The organism is Streptomyces sp. SID3212 (assembly GCF_009865405.1).
Taxonomy (GTDB): domain Bacteria; phylum Actinomycetota; class Actinomycetes; order Streptomycetales; family Streptomycetaceae; genus Streptomyces.
Map to the genome: position 1 here is coordinate 11981 of NZ_WWJY01000644.1, position 19050 is coordinate 31030.

At 72.5% G+C, this 19050-nt stretch carries 13 protein-coding genes and 3 pseudogenes; 9 read left to right on the plus strand and 7 right to left on the minus strand.

Features of this window, described 5'->3' with window-relative positions:
* Positions 1-24: 24 nt before the first annotated feature.
* Positions 25-867: an SDR family oxidoreductase gene (locus tag GT042_RS19075; protein WP_161309929.1), complete on the minus strand. Its 843-nt coding sequence runs from the start codon at positions 865-867 to the stop codon at positions 25-27.
* A 147-nt stretch (positions 868-1014) separates the two neighbouring features.
* Here GT042_RS19075 and GT042_RS19080 point away from each other — a divergent pair, with 147 nt between their 5' ends.
* From GT042_RS19080 to GT042_RS19090, 4 genes and pseudogenes are all read left to right on the plus strand, one after another.
* Entirely contained in the window at positions 1015-1884 is an 870-nt protein-coding gene (locus tag GT042_RS19080) for a helix-turn-helix transcriptional regulator (RefSeq protein WP_161309930.1), read from the plus strand.
* Between the two features lie 182 nt (positions 1885-2066).
* Positions 2067-2525 (plus strand): annotated as a pseudogene (locus tag GT042_RS39880) (septal ring lytic transglycosylase RlpA family protein); the annotation flags it as partial.
* Between the two features lie 57 nt (positions 2526-2582).
* Positions 2583-2969 (plus strand): annotated as a pseudogene (locus GT042_RS39205) (lectin); the annotation flags it as partial.
* Between the two features lie 655 nt (positions 2970-3624).
* Positions 3625-4764: an aminopeptidase P family protein gene (locus tag GT042_RS19090; protein WP_161309932.1), complete on the plus strand. Its 1140-nt coding sequence runs from the start codon at positions 3625-3627 to the stop codon at positions 4762-4764.
* Between the two features lie 62 nt (positions 4765-4826).
* Here the strand turns inward: GT042_RS19090 and GT042_RS19095 are convergent, their stop codons facing one another.
* Positions 4827-5039 (minus strand): DUF397 domain-containing protein, encoded by a 213-nt coding sequence (locus GT042_RS19095; protein ID WP_345943832.1) that lies wholly within the window; start codon positions 5037-5039, stop codon positions 4827-4829.
* A gap of 82 nt (positions 5040-5121) precedes the next feature.
* Positions 5122-6873 (minus strand): malto-oligosyltrehalose trehalohydrolase, encoded by a 1752-nt coding sequence (gene treZ, locus GT042_RS19100; RefSeq protein ID WP_161309933.1) that lies wholly within the window; start codon positions 6871-6873, stop codon positions 5122-5124.
* 217 nt (positions 6874-7090) lie between these two features.
* On the opposite strand from treZ, the gene GT042_RS19105 reads away from it, so the two are divergent.
* Positions 7091-7654, plus strand: coding sequence for an FHA domain-containing protein (locus tag GT042_RS19105; protein WP_161309934.1), 564 nt, complete (start codon positions 7091-7093; stop codon positions 7652-7654).
* Positions 7655-7778: 124 nt separating this feature from the next.
* On the opposite strand, the gene GT042_RS19110 is transcribed toward GT042_RS19105, so the two are convergent.
* Complete coding sequence (locus GT042_RS19110; RefSeq protein WP_161309935.1) at positions 7779-10703, minus strand: M48 family metalloprotease; 2925 nt, start codon at positions 10701-10703, stop codon at positions 7779-7781.
* Complete coding sequence (locus GT042_RS19115; RefSeq protein ID WP_202533159.1) at positions 10703-11281, minus strand: hypothetical protein; 579 nt, start codon at positions 11279-11281, stop codon at positions 10703-10705. Before GT042_RS19115 ends, GT042_RS19110 begins: the two co-directional genes overlap by 1 nt.
* 619 nt (positions 11282-11900) lie before the next feature.
* Between GT042_RS19115 and GT042_RS19120 the strand changes: the two genes are divergently transcribed.
* From GT042_RS19120 to GT042_RS39215, 4 genes and pseudogenes are all read left to right on the plus strand, one after another.
* Positions 11901-12800, plus strand: a complete 900-nt coding sequence (locus GT042_RS19120; protein ID WP_345943833.1) for a cytochrome P450 — start codon at positions 11901-11903, stop codon at positions 12798-12800.
* 19 nt (positions 12801-12819) lie between these two features.
* On the plus strand, positions 12820-13881 hold the full coding sequence (locus GT042_RS19125) for a CHAT domain-containing protein (RefSeq protein ID WP_345943834.1): 1062 nt from the start codon (positions 12820-12822) through the stop codon (positions 13879-13881).
* A 310-nt stretch (positions 13882-14191) separates the two neighbouring features.
* Positions 14192-14641 (plus strand): annotated as a pseudogene (locus tag GT042_RS39210) (radical SAM protein); the annotation flags it as partial.
* A gap of 558 nt (positions 14642-15199) precedes the next feature.
* Entirely contained in the window at positions 15200-15589 is a 390-nt protein-coding gene (locus GT042_RS39215; protein WP_237530946.1) for an SsgA family sporulation/cell division regulator, read from the plus strand.
* A gap of 73 nt (positions 15590-15662) precedes the next feature.
* Here GT042_RS39215 and treY read toward each other — a convergent pair whose 3' ends face one another.
* Positions 15663-18110, minus strand: a complete 2448-nt coding sequence (gene treY, locus GT042_RS19135; RefSeq protein ID WP_161309939.1) for a malto-oligosyltrehalose synthase — start codon at positions 18108-18110, stop codon at positions 15663-15665.
* 114 nt (positions 18111-18224) lie between these two features.
* Positions 18225-19001 (minus strand): GNAT family N-acetyltransferase, encoded by a 777-nt coding sequence (locus GT042_RS19140; protein WP_161309940.1) that lies wholly within the window; start codon positions 18999-19001, stop codon positions 18225-18227.
* Positions 19002-19050 lie beyond the last annotated feature (49 nt).

The window sequence follows — 19050 nt, forward strand, 5'->3', positions numbered from 1 at the left end:
TGCCGGCCGCCGGGGTCGTGGCGGCTACTCGCCGGCCGGGAAGTCCGTCGACGTGGCCACGTCCTGCTGTGCCTCCAGGGCGGCCAGGCGGTCGGTGAGGGACGTGCGGATGATGCCGAAGGAATCCGTGCCCAGCGCGATACGCAAGGGGGCCGGGTTCTGGTCCGTGCTGGCGATGATGACCGAGGCCATCCTGGCCGGGTCGCCGGGCGGCAGGGCCGTACCGCTTTCGAGCATGGCGCGGACCGCGGCGACGAGGGTGTCGGCGTAGGCGTCCAGCGCCGGGCCCAGCTGGGCGGAGCCGTAACGGAACTGGGTGCGGGCACCGCCGGGCTCGATGATCGTCACTCCGATGCCGAAGCCGGCGACCTCGTGTGCGACGGCCTCGGTGAAGCCTTCGACGGCCCATTTGGTGGCGTGGTACATCGAGGCGCCCGGGAACGCGGCCTGGCCGCCGAAGGTCGAGATCTGGATGATCCGGCCCCCCTGCTGGGCGCGCAGGTGCGGCAGTGCCGCGCGGGTGACGTGGATGGAGCCCGTCAGGTTGGTGGCGATGATGTGGTCGATCTGGGCGTCGGTGAGCTCCTCGGCCGCGCCGAACAGACCGTATCCGGCGTTGTTGACCACGACATCGACCGTGCCCAGCTCGGCGAACGCCTTGTCGACGACGGTCTTGATCTCCGCTGTGTCGGTCACGTCCAGGTGGGCGACCAAGAAACGGTCTCCGTATGTGTCCTTCAGGTCCGCGACGGCGTCGAGCTTGCGCACGGTACCCGCGACACGATCGCCGCGCCGCAGGAGCTGCTCGGTCATCTCACGGCCGAAGCCGCTGTTGACACCGGTGATGAACCACGTACGCGCAGTCATGGGAATCCTCTTCTCGGGTGAACCGGGTGGCATTCCGCCGCCCCGGGAAGAGTCTTCGCCGCGCGGGGACGGGTAGCGATTCCCCTGTGGAGACCCCTCCCCAGCAGGGACACCCAAGCCGTGGGGAATCGGCTTTACGGTGGATTCATGACCGGAAACCAGATCGGCGACTTCCTCCGGGCCCGGCGCGATCAGGTCCGCCCCGAGCAGGTGGGGCTGCGCGACAGCGGGCGCCGCCGCGTGCCCGGTCTGCGCAGGGACGAGCTGGCGATGCTCGCGGGGATCAGTACGGAGTACTACACCCGGCTCGAACAGGGCCGGGACCAGAATCCGTCCGCCCAGGTCCTGGACGCGGTGGCCCGGGCCCTGAACCTGGACGACGACGCCCGTACCCATCTGCACCAGCTCGCCACGCCGGCCCCGGTGAGGCCGCGCGTGCCGCGCCGCCCCGAACGGGTACGCCCGAGCATGCTCCAGCTCATCGATTCCTGGCAGGGGACCCCCGCCTTCGTACAGGGCCCCCACCTGGACATCATGGCTTCCAACGCCATTGCCCGGGCGCTGTCGCCCGTCTTCACCCCTGGTACGAACCTGTTGAGGGCCACGATCCTCGACCCCGCCATGCACGCACTCATACCGGACTGGGAAGTCAAGGTGGAGACCCTCATCGCGGGCCTGCGGTCCACGGTCGGACCCGAGGTCGAGGACCCGCGCCTGATGGCACTGGTCGGTGAACTCGCGGTGAAGAGCCCCGCGTTCGCCCGCATCTGGTCCCGGCACGACGTCCGCCCGCTGTCGGGCGGAGGCACCCACCACATGCGTCACCCGGCGGTCGGCGAACTCGAACTCGCCTACGACAAGTTCGCGGTCAACGGCACCGACGGACTCACTCTCGTCATCTATCACGCCGAACCCGGCAGCAGTACGGAACAGTCCCTGGCGCTGCTCTCCACGCTGGCCGCGGACATCACGCCCGACCGGCAACCCCGGAACGGGGAACGTTCCACCAGGAACTGACGACCCGCCGTACCTGTGCCGTCCAGGCGGCCGGTGCGTGAATTCTCAAGCGCTTTACCGCTCGGTGTGTTTCGTGAGCATGTCATGTGTGCAAGATCAACTCGGCACGCACCACGTGTCTCAGAACATGACTCCACCCCCACGGTTCCGGAGTCGAGCGAGAGGTAGTGATTGGCATGCGCATGTTGAGATTCACTCGTGGCGGAAGAACCGGCCCCGCCCGTACGGTCCGCCGCGTCGCGGGCGTGCTCGTGTCCCTGCTGGTGGTGTGCGGGCCGGCCGTCGCCAGCACCGCGCCGGCCGCGGCGGCGCCCACGAAGGCGGGCTCAGCATCTGGTACGGCGGTCGCCGCCGCGACCTGCTGGGCCACGCACTACGGCGCGGAGATACCCCCCGGCTCGTTCACCGCGAGCGGCGAGATCTTCGACATGAACGCACTGACGGCCGCCACGTCGCTGACCCTCGACCCCCAGCTGCCCTTCGGCACGATGGTCAAGGTCACCAACGTCGCCAACAACGCCTCCGTGACGGTCCGGATCAACGACCGGGGTTCGTTCGCGTCCACGGCCGGGGCGCCCTTCTGCATCGACCTGTCGGACGGCGCGTTCCGGAGGATCGGCGCGATCTCGCCCGACCCGGGGCACTTCAACGTGACCCTGGAGGTGCTGTCCGGGGGTGGCGGTGGCGGGACCCCCACGGGGGCGACAGGACCGATCCGAGGCTTCGGCGGCAAGTGCGTGGACGTCAACGCGGCGAGTACGGCGGACGGCACCGCCGTACAGCTCTACGACTGCAACGGCACCACCGCCCAGAACTGGACCGTCGCGACGGACGGCACCCTGCGCGCGCTCGGGAAGTGCCTGGACGTCTCGGCGGGCTCCACGGCGAACGGCGCCCAGGTCCAGCTGTGGACCTGCAACGGCAGCGGCGCGCAGAAGTGGCAGCGGCAGGGGAACGGCCAGGTGGTGAACCCCCAGTCCGGCAAGTGCCTGGACGCGACGGGCAACAGCTCGGCGAACCTGACCCGCCTCCAGATCTGGGACTGCTTCGGCGCGCCGAACCAGCAGTGGACGCTGCCGAGCTGACACACGACCGAGCGGCCGCCACGGTGCCCCCCTGGGGGCCTCAGACGTTTGCGCCGGGTGGGCCCCGGGCGGTCGGCCTCGCACGGTGCTCGGGGCGGCCTGGGCGGTTGCCCCAGGATGTCCTGAGCAGGCCGGCCCTGGAGGTTGCCCCGGGTACCGCTGAGCGGTAGCCCAGGAGACCCCACTTATTCGCCCACGGACAGCACCGGCCCCGTCCGACGCCATCGCCCATCGACCGCACACGGGCGCTGCCCCCTCGACCCGGGACACCATTCGGCGAGAGATGGGCTTCCCGGCTTCCCGACCCAAGGCTCTGGATCCCCAGCCCCCCATACAGGCCTCCGGCCAAAGGCTCTCGCCCCCTGGCACAACCCCCTCGCCCTTGTCGGCAGCAACCACAGAAAGCCAGCCACAACGGCGGCTGAGCCGACAGACCACCCGCCACGTATGCCTCGCTCAACCCCGCACCCACACCAGCCAAGCAATCTCTACCGTCCCGACCCGAACACCCACCGGCCCCAGCCGCCCCTCCCACACAGAAGCCCCGCCAGGACAAACCTGACGAGGCTCCCCTTCGGCCCCCCGGCCCCCTGGCCCCCGGCCCGCTTCCCACCCGGGGCTCGCACCCGGCCTCCTCGCCCGGCAGGATGAGGGCATGGCCATCCCCACCGAAGACCCCGCTCTCGAACCCTTCACCGCCGACGACTACCGCGCCCGGATGGCCCGTGCCGTCTCGTCCGCCGTCGATGAAGGGCTGGCGGGCCTGCTCGTCGCCCCGGGGCCCGACCTCACGTACCTCACCGGCTACCGCCCCAGCGCCGACACCGAGCGCCTGACGCTGCTTGTCCTCGCCGCCGGGCAGGACCCCGTGCTCGTCGTGCCGGCCCTGGAGGCGGGGGACGCGGAGCGCGCGCCGGGCGCGCCCGCGCTCGCCCTGCGCGACTGGACCGACGGCAAGGACCCGTACGCGCTCGCCGCGCCCCTGCTCGACCCGGCGGGACGGTTCGGCGTCAGTGACAACGCCTGGGCCATGCATCTGCTCGCGTTCCAGCGCGCGCTGCCCGGCACCTCGTACGTCGCGCTGACCGAGGCGCTGCCCATGCTGCGCGCCGTCAAGGACGCCCGGGAACTGGCCAGGGCAGAAGCGGCCGGCGCCGCCGCCGACGCGGCGTACGGGGACATCCTCGGCGTACGGTTCGCCGGGCGCCGGGAGACGGAGGTGGCCGCCGACCTGGCCGCGCTGCTCCTACGGCACGGTCACTCGCAGGTCGACTTCACGGTGGTCGGCTCGGGCCCCAACGGCGCGAACCCGCACCACGAGGCCGGCACCCGCGTCATCGAGCGGGGCGACATGGTGGTCCTCGACTTCGGCGGTCTCAAGCACGGTTACGGCTCCGACACCACCCGTACCGTCCACGTCGGCGAGCCGACCGCCGAGGAACGGGCCGTCCACGACCTGGTCCGCGAGGCGCAGCAGGCCGGGTTCGAGGCGGTGCGCCCGGGGGTCGCCTGCCAGGAGGTCGACCGGGCCGCCCGCGCGGTCATCGACGCGGCGGGGTACGGCCCGTACTTCATCCACCGCACCGGCCACGGCATCGGCGTCACGACCCACGAGCCCCCGTACATGATCGAGGGTGAGGAACGCCCGATGGTCCCCGGCATGTGCTTCTCCATCGAGCCCGGCGTCTACCTCCCGGGCCGCTTCGGCGTCCGTATCGAGGACATCGTCACGGTGACGGAGGACGGCGCCCGCCGCTTCAACAACACGTCGAGGGAAATGGCGTTGGTGGAGTAGCGCGGAGCGCCCGGCCAGCGGTTCGGCTGGGCGCTCCTATCGGCGCTGCGTGTGCGGTCGCCCTACAGCCCGGTGAATCCGGCGTCCGCCAGGCTGCCCGTGAACGCGGCCCACTTCCCGGAAGCGACGGTGAAGGCTCGGCCGTTGCCCTGGTCCTTGGTGTCGCGCAGAGCGACCCGCCCGTTGTCCAGGAACGCGACCTCGACGCAGTTTGCGTCACCGTTGCTGCGGTTGCTCTTGCGCCAGACCGCACCTGTCAGGTCGGCACTGTTCACTTGCTCAGCTCCCTCGCTGCTTGCTTGCGATCGGGCTCTTGCCGGACTCCACGCGAAGTTGTAGCCCGCCCCGGATGGAGGGTCAGCCGCCCGCCAGGATCACGCACGACTCCGCGGGCAGGTGCAGCACGCCGTCCGTGCCCGGTGGGTCGACCGGGGTCCACGCCGCCAGGACCCGGGACGGGCCCGCGCCGCCCAGGGGGATCTCCGCCGCCTCGCGGGAGAGGTTCACCGCGATGCGCAGATCGCCCCGGCGGTACGCGAGCCAGCGGGCCTCCTCGTCGTACGCGACCTTCACCGACGCCAGGTTCGGGTCAGCCAGGTCCGGCTGGCCGCGGCGCAGGGCGATCAAGTCGCGGTGCCAGGCCAGCAGTCGGGCGTGCGGCTCCTTGGCCCACTCCGTGCGGTCCAGGCAGGAACGGGCCCAGGTGGCCGGGTCCTGTGGGTCCGGGATGTCCTCCTCCGCCCAGCCGTGCGCCCCGAACTCCCGCCGCCTGCCCTTGCGTACGGCCTCGGCCAGGACCGGGTCCGGGTGGTCCGTGAAGAACTGCCACGGAGTGCTCGCCCCCCACTCCTCGCCCATGAAGAGCATGGGGGTGTGCGGGCCCGTCAGCACCAACGCGGCGGCGCACGCCAGCAGTCCGGGGGAGAGCGTGGCGGAGAGCCGGTCGCCGAGGGCGCGGTTGCCGATCTGGTCGTGGGTCTGCGCGTACCCGAGGAAGCGGTGGGCCGGGGTTCGCGTGACGTCGACGGGACGGCCGTGCGCACGGCCCCGGAAGCTCGAATACGTACCGTCGTGGAAGAAGACCCGCGTCAGCGTCTTGGCGATCGCGGCGAGCGGCGCGCGGGCGAAGTCGGCGTAATAGCCCTGGCCCTCACCGGTGAGCGCGGTGTGCAGCGCGTGGTGGAAGTCGTCGTTCCACTGGGCGTGCAGGCCCAGTCCGCCCTGCGTACGGGGGGTGGTGGTACGGGGATCCGCCAGGTCGGACTCCGCGATCAGGAAGAGCGGGCGGCCGAGGCCGCCGGAGAGCCCGTCGACGGCGGTGGACAGCTCCTCCAGGAACGTCAGCGCGCGGTGGTCGGCCAGCGCGTGCACCGCGTCGAGGCGCAGCCCGTCCAGCCGGAAGTCGCGCAGCCAGGCCAGGGCACTCTCCAGCAGGTACGCGCGGACCTCGTCGGAACCGGGAGCGTCGAGGTTGACCGCCGCGCCCCACGGGGTGTGATGGGTGTCCGTGAAGTACGGGCCGAACTGGGGCAGGTAGTTGCCCGCCGGGCCCAGGTGGTTGTGCACCACGTCCAGGACGACCCCCAGGCCGAGAGCGTGCGCGGCGTCCACAAAACGCTTGAGCCCCTCGGGGCCGCCGTACGGCTCGTGCACCGCCCACAGCGACACCCCCTCGTACCCCCACCCGTGCACCCCTGGGAACGGGCACACCGGCATCAACTCGACGTGGGTCACGCCCAGTTCGGCGAGCGGGGCGAGCTGCTCCGCCGCCGCGTCGAAGGTGCCCTCGCCGGTGAACGTCCCCACGTGCATCTCGTACAGGACAGCACCCGGCAGCGCCACGCCGGACCACTCCGTCCGCCACTCGTACGCGGTCTGGTCCACGACCGCGCTCAGCCCGTCCGGGCCGTCGGGCTGGCGGCGAGAACGGGGGTCGGGCAGGACGGGGCCGCCGTCGAGCGCGAAGCCGTAGCGGCTCCCGTCGGCGGCGGGTGCCTGGGCGATCCACCAGTCCTCGCGCTCGGGGTCGCGCTCCATCGGGACGTCGTCGTCCCCGACCCGGAGGACGACCCGGTCCTGCGCCTGCGGTGCCCACACCTCGAACTGCACGGGCTGTTCCCCCTCGTCGCCGTACCGGCCAGTACCTGCTTGTACCCGCCTGTCACCACTACTGTCCCCACATGGTGGCAAGACAGACGGCCGGAGGGCGGGTGATCGCGGCGAATCCGGCGCAGGTTCCCTCCGGCGCAGGTCAGCGCTGGGCCGGATGCGGTGTGTCGCCGGTACCGTCTGGACACCCCGGGGGCGTCGGCCCGACAATCACGGGGTGACGTCCTCCTTCGAGTTCCAGACGTATCCCGCGCGGCTGTCCGACGCCGAGCGCGACCGCGTACTCGCGGTGCTCAGGGAAGGCGCGGCGCTGGGCCGGCTGTCGCACGACACGTTCCTGCGCCGGACGGATCTGGTCCTCGCTGCCCGGGGCGCCGACGAACTGAAGGCGCTCACGGCCGACTTGGAGACCGAGAGCCCGTGGTCGCGGAAGCTGTTCGGGACGGTGAGCCGGGTCTCGGCGTTCTCGATACGGCTGCGCAGGGCGTGGCAGGTCGAACGGCTGCCGAAGCTGCTGCTGCCGCAGCCGGGGCCGTACCCGCTGAGGATCGGCCGCGATCCGATGAACGGGCTGCGGCTGAGCCACGAGACGGTCTCACGCGTCCACGCCGAGCTGAGCATGCAGGGCGGGGTGTGGATCCTGCGCGACCTGGGCTCGACGAACGGCACGACCGTCAACGGCCGCCGCGTCACGGAAACGGTCGTGGTGCGCGACGGTGACATGGTGGGCTTCGGCCGGATGGACTTCCGCCTGGCGTCGGGCGACCAGCCTCGCGGCTGAGGGAGGTCGTGCGCCGGTACGGGAGACGAGCGGGCGCTCGTCCACCCCCGGAGCCCGTACCCGCGCGGCCGTGCCGTGCCCGCGCTCCTGCCCGCGCCGCCGTGTCACGAAGGCGCGGCCCTTGTCACGAAAGCGCCGCCCTCGCGTGCAACTCCGTCAGGACCAGCGTCAGTTCCTTCACCGCCGCGGGCATGTCGTCGAGCGACAGAAGGAAGGCGTCGCCGCCGTTCTCGCCGGTCGCGGCCGTGTCGTCCGCCAGTGCGGAGACACACGCCTTGCCGGACCGGTCGAGGCGGTGAAGCGCGTTCGACCACTTCTTCTGGAGGTCCGCGTCAGGGACGCGGAAGTACGCCTGCGCGGCCCCGGCCTCCTTGGCCACGTCGGAGCAGAGACGGCTGAACTCCTTCGAGTCCAAGCGGATCTTCCCGTTGGCGCCCGGCTTCTGGTCACCCGCCTCGCGCAGGGCGTCCGCGAGCGCGAGGAAGGCGTCGGAGACGCGCCCGATCCGGGTCAGGCCGCCCTTGCTGAGCCAGGCGAGCGCCTGCCACTCCCGTATCTTCGCCGCCCGGGCCGTCGGTGGGGTGTCCAGCAGCTCCAGGAACTTTCGGGTCTCTTCGGACGGGGCGGACGACGACGTGTCCGGGCGGCCGTCCGCGTGGAGGACGGCGGTGGAGGCCAGGAGGGTCAGGCTCACGGCGAGGGCCAGGCCGCCGCTCATCAGCGCGGGCCATGTGCGGGTGGCCGGTACGACTCCGGGGGCGGCGGCCGGCGTGAAGGCTCGCGGCGTGAGGGCTCGCGGCGTGAGGGCTCGCGGAGTGGCCGACTTCCCGTACCACCGCCGTACCCCGCGTACCACCCCCGCGCCCACCAGCGCTCCGCACGCCGAGAAGAGGGGGATGGTCGTGACCGAATCGGTGAGGACCAGTTTCACCATGATGCGGCCGTTGGCGGGCAGCCAGTGGCAGTTGGAGCCGTACACATCCATCGGGCCCAGGCAGCCGTCCGCCGAGACCGCGAAAAAGATCCCCGCGTATCCGAGCAGTTGGACCACCTGGGAGGCCAACAGGGCCCGCAGGAGCCAGTGTTGCCTCGACGCGCCCGCGACCCACGCGGCGGTCGTCGCGCACGCGGCCGTGACGGTCAGGAGCAACCACCACAGCTGTACGTACTGGAACGCCCCCGCGCGCTCCTCCAGAGTGCCGGGGCGGCCGGAGTGCAGCGCGTACGAGACGACGGCGAAGGCCGCCCAGCACAGCAGCCCGCCCGCTGCCCCGGCCGCCAGCGTGCGCCGGACGCGCAGCCCCGACCCGGGGCGGCGGGCGTGCAGACACAGCGGGAGGAGCACCATCAGGACCGCCGCGACACCCAGCAGCGTACTTCTGTTCAGCTCCACGAGGGTGGGGAGCGCGGCGGTGGCGGTCGACAGTTCCCAGGCGTAGTCCTGCCACGGACCCGGGTACTTCTGTGTCACGAACGTACGGAAGCCGTCGAACTCGGTCGTCATGCCCATCGCCTGGAACCGGCCCGACGCCTGCCACCACCGCAGTCCGCCCCACAGCAGGACCAGGGTCACCAGCCCGTTCAGCAGTCCGGCGAGCACGCGCGGCCCCCGCCCGCGCAGGGCCGCCTCCAGCCGGCTGCTCTGGGCCGACCACACGGCGGGAACGGCTCCGACGAGCGGAAGCGCGAGCAGGTACGCCGGTTCCGTGGCCACCCACTCGTTGCCGCTGGTGCTGCCGCTCACCCACTCGCCCACCAGCAGCCCGCATCCGAGCCACAGGCCCGCCCGCAACCCCGACTCCTGGCGCGTCGCGCGCAGGACCGAACGCCTCAGGACGAGCCAGAGCACCGGCGCCACGAGCGCGGCCGTCAGCCAGGCGTTGCCGCCGAGCTCGGCCGGCCGGGGGATCACTTCGAGTGCGTTCACCAGCAGGGATCCGGCGACACCGGTGAGGAACATCTGCGGGGTCCCGACGGCGGACAGCCGGTCCGGGTCGCGGAGCGCGGCCCTGCGCTCGGCCCATCCGGGATGGGTCCGCAGCAGGTGGCCGACGCGCCTGAGCCGGGCGCGCGGCCCCTCCGGCTGATCCCAGCCCGCGGGCAGGGCGCCCCACGTGACGGCCTGGGCGTCGGCGTGCAGTTCGCGCCGTCGCAGCAGGTCGGCACGGGTCAGGTGGACCAGCGCGACCAGGACGAGCCCGCTCAGCAAGGAGTACGTGAGCAGCGAGGCGGCGCCGGGCCAGAACGGCGAACTGCTCCTGCCCGACAGGCCGGTGACGAGGATCCGGCCGGTGGTGAAGAGGAAGGGAAGCAGCGCGAGGAGGACGAAGACGCGCCACAGCGCCGTACTGGACCACGCGAAATCCACGTCCCTGTTGCGCAGGTGGGCGAGTTCGTGGAGGACGACGGCCCGGAAGCCCTCGGGGTCGGTGCCGCGCCTGACGAGCAGACCGTTGTGCAGGCATACGGTGTACAACCCGGCGCGTCCGTAGACGACGGCGCCCGCGGTGGTCCGCGCCGGGTCGACACGGAACCGTACGCGCGGGTCGATCCCCGCGATCTCGCGCAACTCGGCGAGTTCGGCGGCCAGCCCGCCGTCCCGGTCCACGGTCGCGATCGGCAGCGTACGGTGCCACCGCTCGCGCCAGCGCGGCAGCCACCAGAACACGAGCGCGGCGACGGCGAGCAGGGCCGCCGTCGCGACCATTCCCTTCCAGTACTCCACCTCCGGTACACCGGACAGGCACTCCCGCAGCGCTTCGGGACGGGCCGTGCCGACCAGGGTGTTGGTGAGGTTCTTCCCGTCGGGGTCGATGCCGGCGGCGAGCAGACAGCCGAGCGAGTCCCCGGGGGTGTCGTTGGGAGTGGGGGCGAGCGCGTTGTTGAGCATGGTGATGCTGGCCGCCGTCACGACCGTCATCAGCAGCGCGAAGCGGAGGCCCGTCTCGGCGCGCCCGCCGCCTGCGGGGCCGGTCCCGGGCCCTCCGGTGTCCGCCCGGTCGCCGCCGGGACCGGCGGGTTCCACGGGGTCCTCGGTGGCCGTACTCACTACGGGGCGGTCGGCGTGTCGGGGGTGGACGGGCCCGGGGTGGACGGGTCCGGGGTGGACGGGTCCGGGGTGGGTGTGGCGGTCGGCGACCCCGCCGAGGCGGACGCGTCCGGTGCGTCCGGTGCGTCCGGCGCCGGGTCGCCCGTCGCCAGCCGTGCCACCACACTGTCCGCCAGCGCCTTGGCCTGCTCGCCGGAGATCCCCTGCGCGGTCGCCCGCTCCACCACGCGGGCCCGTACGGCGGCCAGTTGGGCGCGGTCCAGCTCGGTGAGGGTACGGGGCTCGTCGGCCGAGCCCCTGCGCAGGAGCCGGCGCAACCCCCGCCGGCTTCTCCGTACGGCGCTGTCGGTGACCGCGTCGGTGACCGCGTCGACGCCCCGGCGGGCCACCTGGTCGAGGACCAGCCACACCACCGGGGTGATCATCGTGGCCGCCTCGGCGTAACCGAACCCCAGCGCTTCTCTGCGACGGCCCCCGCCGGAGAGGACCTGGACGACCCGCTCGTCGTTCAGCTCCCGCAGCCCGTCGACGAGCGGCAGCTCGTGCGCCGCGCGCTCGGCCACCACATCGCGTACCACGTCACGTACTCGCCACGACGGCTTCAACCTTGTCCAACTCCCCCGAGAGTCAAGCGTGTTGGTCAATCTCAGCACGCGGACGCCCGTCACGGGGCGGAATGTGCGCGCCGATACCGGTCCGGGCCGGTCATGTGACGCGGGTGTTATACACACCGCTCCTCGCGTGGCGGCGATCGGTCCGCGCCCCCCCGTACGGCCGACCGGCCCCGTACGTCACCCGTCCGGCCCCGCGCCGACTGCGCGGGGGCGTGGACGGTGGTCGGCTGGGGGCAACCGCGCCCGTCCGCAGGCGCGCCCGCCCGGTCAGGGGGCCCACATGCCGGTCGACCCGTCCGCCAGCGTGAGCGCGACGACCGGGGTGGATCCGGCCGGCGGGAGGGGGTGGTCCGGGGGAGTCGCGGCGGAGTGCCCGGGTGCCTCGCGTGTGGCTCTGCCTGGCGGGAGTCCCGGCGGGAGCGCTGGTGGGGGTCCCACCGGGAGTCCCACCGGGAGCCCTGGCTGGAGTTCTGACGGGAGTCTCACCGGGAGTCCTCGTGGGGGTCCCGGCGAGAGCGCTGCGGCCCGTGCCCGGACCGCCGGTGGGGGGCGGCGCGTGCCCCGGGTGCTGCTACGGGGAGCCGTGCCCGACCCGTACCCCTTCTACCGCACCCTCCGCGAGCGTTCCCCCCTCGCCTACGAGCCCGTCCTCGGGGTCTGGCTCGTCAGCCGGTACGCCGATGTCTCCCTCGCCCTCACCGACCCCCGCTTCACCCAGGGGCACCGCCCCGGCGACCCGGACTGCGCCGCCCACCCCGTACTGCCGGAGCGCGGGCTCGGGGAGGTGGTCGAGCGCACCGCGTACGTGCTCGCGCGGCGCATCGCCGGGCGGGGGCGGGCCGACCTCGTCGAGGAGTTCTGCCGGTGGCTGCCCGCCGGGGCGCTCGCGACCGCCGTCGGCGGCGCCTGCCGGGACGGCCGGGACCTGTCCCGTCTCGTACGCCGCCGCGCGGAGACCGCCCCGGCGGGACCGTGCGCCTCCCGTACCGCCGTCCGCGAGACGGCCCTCGCGTCGTTCCTCGCCAACGTGCTGGGGGAGCCGGGCCTCTCCGCGCTCCTGCGCGAACGGCCCGCGCTGATCCCGCAGGCCTGGGCCGAGTCCCTGCGGCGCGACCCGCCCGTGCAGGTCGTGCTGCGCCGTACCTCCGCCGAGGTCGAGGTGACCGGCGGCACCCTCCCGGCCGGCGCCCAGGTCGCCTGCCTCATCGGGGCGGCCGGCCGGGACCCCGGCCGGTTCCGCGACCCCGACCGCTTCGACCTGGCACGGACCGACCCCGGCCAACTCACCTTCGGCACCGGCTCCTGCCCCGCCGTACTGCTCGCGGGCCTGGAGGCCGAACACGGCCTGCGGGCCCTGCTGGCGGCGATGCCCGCCCTGCGCTGGGCGGACGGCTTCCGGCCCGTCCCGGCCGGACTGATCGTCAGAGCCCCACGGACCCTGCTCGTCAGCCCTGGCGGCCAGATTGTTCGCCCGATCATGTGACCGGAGTTCCCGCCAGTCGTTGACAGAGAGCGGCGTCCATCGCTGGACCCGCCGTCGGCAACCGTCGGGGAGAGAAGGAGACTTGATCAAGTTACTGATCCTGGCCGCCAATCCGCGTGACACCCATCCGCTGCGGCTCGGCGAGGAGACCCGCAGGATCGAGGAGAGGATCCGGGAGGGCGACACCGCCGATCAGTTCCTCGTCCGGTCCGCCTGGGCCGTCACGGTGGACGAACTCCTTTACCAGCTCAACTCCTTCAAGCCGAACGTGGTGCACTTCATCGGCCACGGTACGGCCGGCCGGATCGTCCTGGAGACGTCGTCGGGAGCGAGCCAGGAAGTGAGCCGGGAAGCGCTGAGCGCGATCTTCTCCCACTTCCGCCAGTGGCTCCAGGTGATCGTACTGAACGCGTGCTACTCGGCGGCCCAGGCGGAAACCCTGGCGGAGCACGCCGACGCGGTGATCGGAATGACCGAGCCGGTCGGCGACGCCTCGGCGATCGAATTCGCGGCCGGTTTCTACCGTGCTCTCGCCTTCGGCCGTTCCGTCGAGGACGCCTTCTCCCAGGGGGTGTCGATGGTCACGGTCCACGGTCTGCCCGACGCGCACGTGCCGAAGCTGATCCACCGCGCGGGCGTCGATCCGGCCGGACTGGTTCTGGCGGGCGTGTCGGACGCGGCCGTCGCCCTTCGGAGGGCGGAGGACCCGCGCGTTCCGGAAGAACTCCGGAAACGGCTCAAGGACGGCTGCGAATTCCTTCTGCTGCCCGACGAAGCGACGCGCCTTCGGGAACGCCACGCCAAAGAAGAGAACCACATCTTCTTCGAACTCCGGATGCGCCAGTCGGACGCCGTCTTCGTCGTCGAGGCCAACCGGTTCTCGGCGGTCGGGACGGTGGCGCGGCTCCTGGCCGAACGGCTGATTCCGGACGACACCCACGCGTACGACTGGACGCTGGTCGCCGGGGACAAGCCACTCATCGACTATCTCAACCTGGCCATGGCAGGTCTGCGATCCGGGGATCACGTGAAGCTGGTCGGCAATCACCGCATGCCCCAGTGGGCCCCACGCCACCATTGACGACGAGGGAACCCCTGTGACGACGAGCGAACTCCTGCTGCTGACCCACGACGACCGGCGCCTTCATCTGGTGCCGCTCCACGCGCTCCGGTCCGTCCTCCTGTCCGCCCCCGGGGACCACGATCCCGACCGGACGACGGTTGAGTGCACCGCGCTGCCGTCCGGCCAGGTCGTCCACGTGAAGCGCGACGAGATCGACCCCCACCTGCTGCCCGACGACGAGGTGTCGGCGGCGCTGACCCGGTTCGCGGTGACCGGGCTGCGGCCCGCCTCCGCTCCGGGGCCGGCCGGGGACACCCGGGCCCTCCCGATGTTCGGGAACCTGACCGATCCCACCTGGCTGTCCCTGTCGCTCGGCGGACAGTGCGACAGCGCCTGCGCGTTCTGCTACACGGAGTGGATCCGGCACGAACCGAGACTCACCCACGAGCAGGCGGTACGTGCTCTCGAAGAGGCGGCCGCCATCCCCACCCTGGGAGGTGTCGTCCTCACCGGGGGCGAACCGACCCTCCGCAAGGACCTGCCCGGCCTCGTACGACATGCCTCCGCCAAGGGATTCGGGTCCATCGGGCTCCAGACGAACGGGCATCGGATCTCCGACCCTGAATACCTGGACGACCTGGTCGAGTCCGGGGTGACGCACGTCCTGCTGTCCCTGCACGGCGCGCGCCGTGAGACGCACGACGGCATCGCGGGCCGCGCGAACAGCTTCGACCTCGCGCTGCGCGCCCTGACCGCGCTGGCCGCGCGTGCCTCCGACGAACGGGTCGTCACCGAGGTCAACTTCGTGGTCTGCGCGCAGAACGCGGAGGAGGCCGGGGACTTCCCCGACCTGGTCCGCCGCGTCGCACCGCGTGCGTCGGTCCGCTATTCGTTCCCGATCGTGGAAGGGGCCGCGTACGACAACGTGGAGACGACGCTGCCCAGCCTCACCACCTTCGTGGACCGTGTGTCGGCGGCGGTGGAGACGGCGGCAGGCGCCGTCCCGGTCTCCGTGGCGAACGTACCCCCGTGCATGTCGTCGGCGGTCGGTCTTCCGCCCACCTATACCGTCTCGTCGCGGCGGACGATGCTGGGTGTGTCCCCGTTCGCGAGTTCCGCGACCTTACGCGGCGAAGTCGGCGCCAAACTCCAGGCGTGCGGGGGCTGTCCTTTCACCGACGACTGCGACGGCCTGCAACTCCCCTACCTCCGGCTCTTCCCCCAGGCCCCTCAGCACGTGGCGGCGGCCCGGGGACGATGTTCCGTCTTCGGCGGAACGAGGTCACCGGCGCGCGACCGGGGGGCCGAGGACACCGGCACCCGCGTCACCTGCGAGCTGCTCCTGCACCTGGCGGTGTCGGCCGAGGACCGGCAGCCCGTGGCGACGGTCCTCGGCTACGATGCGGCCGACCCCTTCGCCGTCCACGCCACCTTCCACATCGGGGGCGGGGAGACCGTCGAGTGGGTGTTCCCGCGCGACCTGCTCGCCGAGGGACTGTCCCGGCCCACCGGCACCGGTGACGTCCGTGTTTACCCGTCCCGCAGTCACGGCCGGGACGTCGTGTGCGTCGTGTTGGCCTCACCGGAAGGAGAAGCGCTCCTCGAAGCCCCGAAGGGGGCGCTCGGAGCGTTCCTGGACCGGACCGACGCGCTGGTACGGCCCGGCACCGAGCACCGCCACTTCGACCTCGACACGGAGCTGTCCCACATCCTCGCGGAGGGATGACCGGAAGGATGACCGGACGCATGACCGGACAGCCACGACGGCCGGGACCGCTCCTCCCGAAGCAACCCCCGTCCTACGACCGTACGGTCTTCAGCAGCGCCACCGGACGGTCCGCGAACAGCTCCGACACGAGGACCGGCACGCCGCCCTCGAACTCGCGGGCCGGGGACGCTAGCGCGTCCGACCAGCGGCCGGGCGGCAGGACCAGTTCCGTGTCGGACCAGCCGCCCGCCTCCGCCAGCCGCAGGGGCAGCCGGGTCACCGCCGTGACCACCTCGCCCGAGCGGCAGAACGCCAGGCAGTGATCGGCGGCCTGGCCGCTCGCCTCCAGCGGTACGTAAGTCCCCGACGCGCCGAAGACCTCCGGGCGCTCCCGGCGCAGCCCCAGGGCCGCCGTCGTCACCACCGTCTTCTCGTCGGGCGGCCCGGTCCTGAACGGCGCCCGGTTGTCCGGGTCCACCAGAGCCACGTACTCCCGTTCCGTGCCCTGGTACAGGTCGGGGACGCCCGGCATCGTCAGGTGCACCAGCGCCGCGCCCAACGCGCTCGCCCGTACGTACGGGCCGAGCGTCCGGGTGAACGCCGCGACCGTCCGCCGCGCCGGACCGGCCGGCCCCGCCTCCACGAAGTCCGTCACCGCGCGCTCGTACAGCGGGTCGCCCTCCGTCCAGTTGGTGTGCAGCCCCGCTTCCCGTACGGACTTGAGCAGCGCGGGGACCATCCGCGAGCCGTCCGGCCAGGACGCCTCCGCCGCCTCCACGTCCCCCGCCGCCGCCGTCTCCGGATCGGTGCCGAAGCCGCGCCCGGCCCCGTCGCCCTCCTCCAGGATCTCGCCCGCCGGCGTGAACCCCACCGCCGTCTGCCACGCCTGCCAGGCCATCTGCGGGTCCGGCGCCGCCACGCCCGTCACCCGCTCCAGCAGGTCGCCCCACCGCTCCGGGCACTCGGACAGGACCGCGATCCCGGCCCGTACGTCCGCGCTGCGCTTGGTGTCGTGCGTGGTCAGTACGGTCCCGGTCGTCGGCCAGTCCCGCGCCAGCCGGGCGCAGTACGCGTGGAACCGCTCCGGACTCACCGCCGGATCGCCCGGATCGCCGCCCACCTCGTTCGCCGAGATCAGCGGCACATAGCGGTAGAACGCCGTGTCCTCCACGGACTTGGCGCGCAGCGCCGACGACGTCTGGGCGAAGCGCGCGCAGAACGCCACGTGGTCGGGGCCCGTACCGAGCCGGCCGAGCGCCAGCTCCCGTACCACGTCCACGGCCGACGACTCGCGCGACACGACGAAGGCCGCCTTCACCTGCCGTACCGCCTCGTCGGAGACCGCCGCCTCCGCCGCGTCGGGGCTCGGGCCGCCCGCCGTCGTGTACGGGCGGTAGACCGGCACCCGGACGAGCAGCTCGCGGATCGCGGTGCGCAGCGCCCACGGCGCGTGGTCGCGCAGGGCGGGGTCCGCGGCGCAGATTCGTTCCGCCGCGCGGCTGAGGAACGCGGTCTCGGCGGCCAGTTCATGGATGACCACCTTGTACGCGGCCCGGCGCACCGTACCGTCCCAGTACCCGCCCCGGTCCCCGGCCGGCGCGGCGACCGTGCGGTACAGGTCCTCCAGCGCCCGCGCGCCCACCGGGTCGGTGAAGACCCCGTCGATGCGGTGCAGCGCGTCGTAGCCGGTGGTCCCGGCGACGGGCCAGCTCGCGGGGAGCGGCTCCTCGCCGGTGAGGATCTTCTCCACGACCGTCCAGCAGTCGCCCCCCGTCGCCTCGTCCAGCCGGCGCAGATACTCCTCCGGGTCGGCGAGCCCGTCCGGGTGGTCGATCCGCAGCCCGTCCACGACACCGTCGCGTACCAGCTCCAGGATCTTCGCGTGGGTGGCGTCGAACACCTCCGGGTCCTCGACCCGTACCCCGATCAGCTCGGAGATGGTGAAGAACCGCCGGTAGTTGAGTTCCGTACGGGCCAGCCGCCACCACGCGAGCCGGTAGTGCTGACGGTCCAGCAGCTCGGGCAGCGGCAGCCCCTCGGTGCCCGCCGCCAGCGGGAAGCGCTGCTCGCCGTGGCACAGCTGCCCGTCCTCGACGCGCAGCTCGCCGGCGGCCAGCTCGTCGCCGACCGGGCCCGGCAGGACGGGCAGCAGCACCTTGCCGGCACCGGCGTCCCAGTCGATGTCGAACCAGCGGGCGTAGGGCGAGTCGCGGCCCTCACGCAACACCTCCCACAGGGCCTTGTTGTGCCGGGGCGCGGTCGCCATGTGGTTGGGGACGATGTCGAGGACGATCCCGAGGCCGTACTCGTGGGCCCGGCCGGCCAGCCGCCGCAGGCCGTCCTCACCGCCGAGTTCCGCGCGTACGGTCGAGTGGTCGACGACGTCGTAGCCGTGCGCCGAGCCGGGAACGGCCTCCAGCACCGGCGAGAGGTGCAGGTGCGAGACGCCGAGCGCGGCGAGGTAGGGCACGGCTTTGGCCGCCGCCGAGAAGGGGAAGTCCGGCTGGAGCTGGAGCCGGTAGGTCGCGGTGGGCGTCATACGATCGTACGTACCCCGGTTCTGGGCTTCTGTGTCATCACCGTCACCGGCTCATGCGTACGGCCGGACGACGGGCCCGGTGGGGTCTCCGCGATCACCCGGCCGCCGTAGAGCCTACGGCTTGTGGGCGTACGGCGTGGTGATGCTCAGCTGTACGAATCCCAACCGGTGGAGGATCGGGCGGCTGTCGTCGGATGCGTCGACCTGGAGGTAGGGGTAGCCGCGCGCGGCGGCGATCCGGGCCCGGTGGGCCACCAGCGCCCGGTAGACGCCCTTCCCGCGCCACTCCTTCGCCGTACCGCCGCCCCACAGCCCGGCGAACTCCTTGCCGGGCGGCAGCTCCATGCGTGCCGCGCTCACCGGTACGTCCCCCGCCATGGCGACCACCGCGACCACCTCGTCGGGGGTCTCGGTGAGCTGGGCGAGGAGCCGCTGCCTGAGCCATCCGCCGTCCGAGCCGAACGCCTGCTCGTGGACCGTCGCCATCAGCTCCACCCCGGCCGCGTCCGTCACGGGGACGAGTCGTACGCCTTCGGGCAGCTCGACCGGGGCCGTCAGGGCCGCCGTCTCCGCGACCATCAGGGCCTCGGCGGGCTCGGGGACAAAACCGGCCGCCAGGAGAAGGCCGGGGAGGGTGGCCGGGCGGTCGTGGCTGTAGTGCTTCCACTCGAACTCGCGCCCCAGCGCGCCGAAGTGCGCCACCTGCGCGGCGACGGCCGCCGGGGCCGACTCCTCGTCCAGGTCCGACCAGAGGACCCCGTTCCAGTCGTGCGGGCCGCCGCTCTGCCGTACCACCCCGCCGGTGTGCTCGACGACGGCGCCGGAGTTGTCGGGTGCCGCGTCCCGGCGCATACGCCGGTCGAACAGGGTGAGTACCTCGTCGTGATTCATCCGGCCACGAGAACACCGCGGGGCGGCGGGGGCAACCGCATTACGCCCC

Excerpts from the sequence above, each read along its gene's own strand:
- GT042_RS19075 (WP_161309929.1), bottom strand. The coding sequence starts at position 867 with ATGACTGCGCGTACGTGGTTCATCACCGGTGTCAACAGCGGCTTCGGC.
- GT042_RS19080 (WP_161309930.1), top strand. The coding sequence starts at position 1,015 with ATGACCGGAAACCAGATCGGCGACTTCCTCCGGGCCCGGCGCGATCAG.
- GT042_RS19090 (WP_161309932.1), top strand. The coding sequence starts at position 3,625 with ATGGCCATCCCCACCGAAGACCCCGCTCTCGAACCCTTCACCGCCGAC.
- treY (WP_161309939.1), bottom strand. The coding sequence starts at position 18,110 with ATGACGCCCACCGCGACCTACCGGCTCCAGCTCCAGCCGGACTTCCCC.
- GT042_RS19140 (WP_161309940.1), bottom strand. The coding sequence starts at position 19,001 with ATGAATCACGACGAGGTACTCACCCTGTTCGACCGGCGTATGCGCCGG.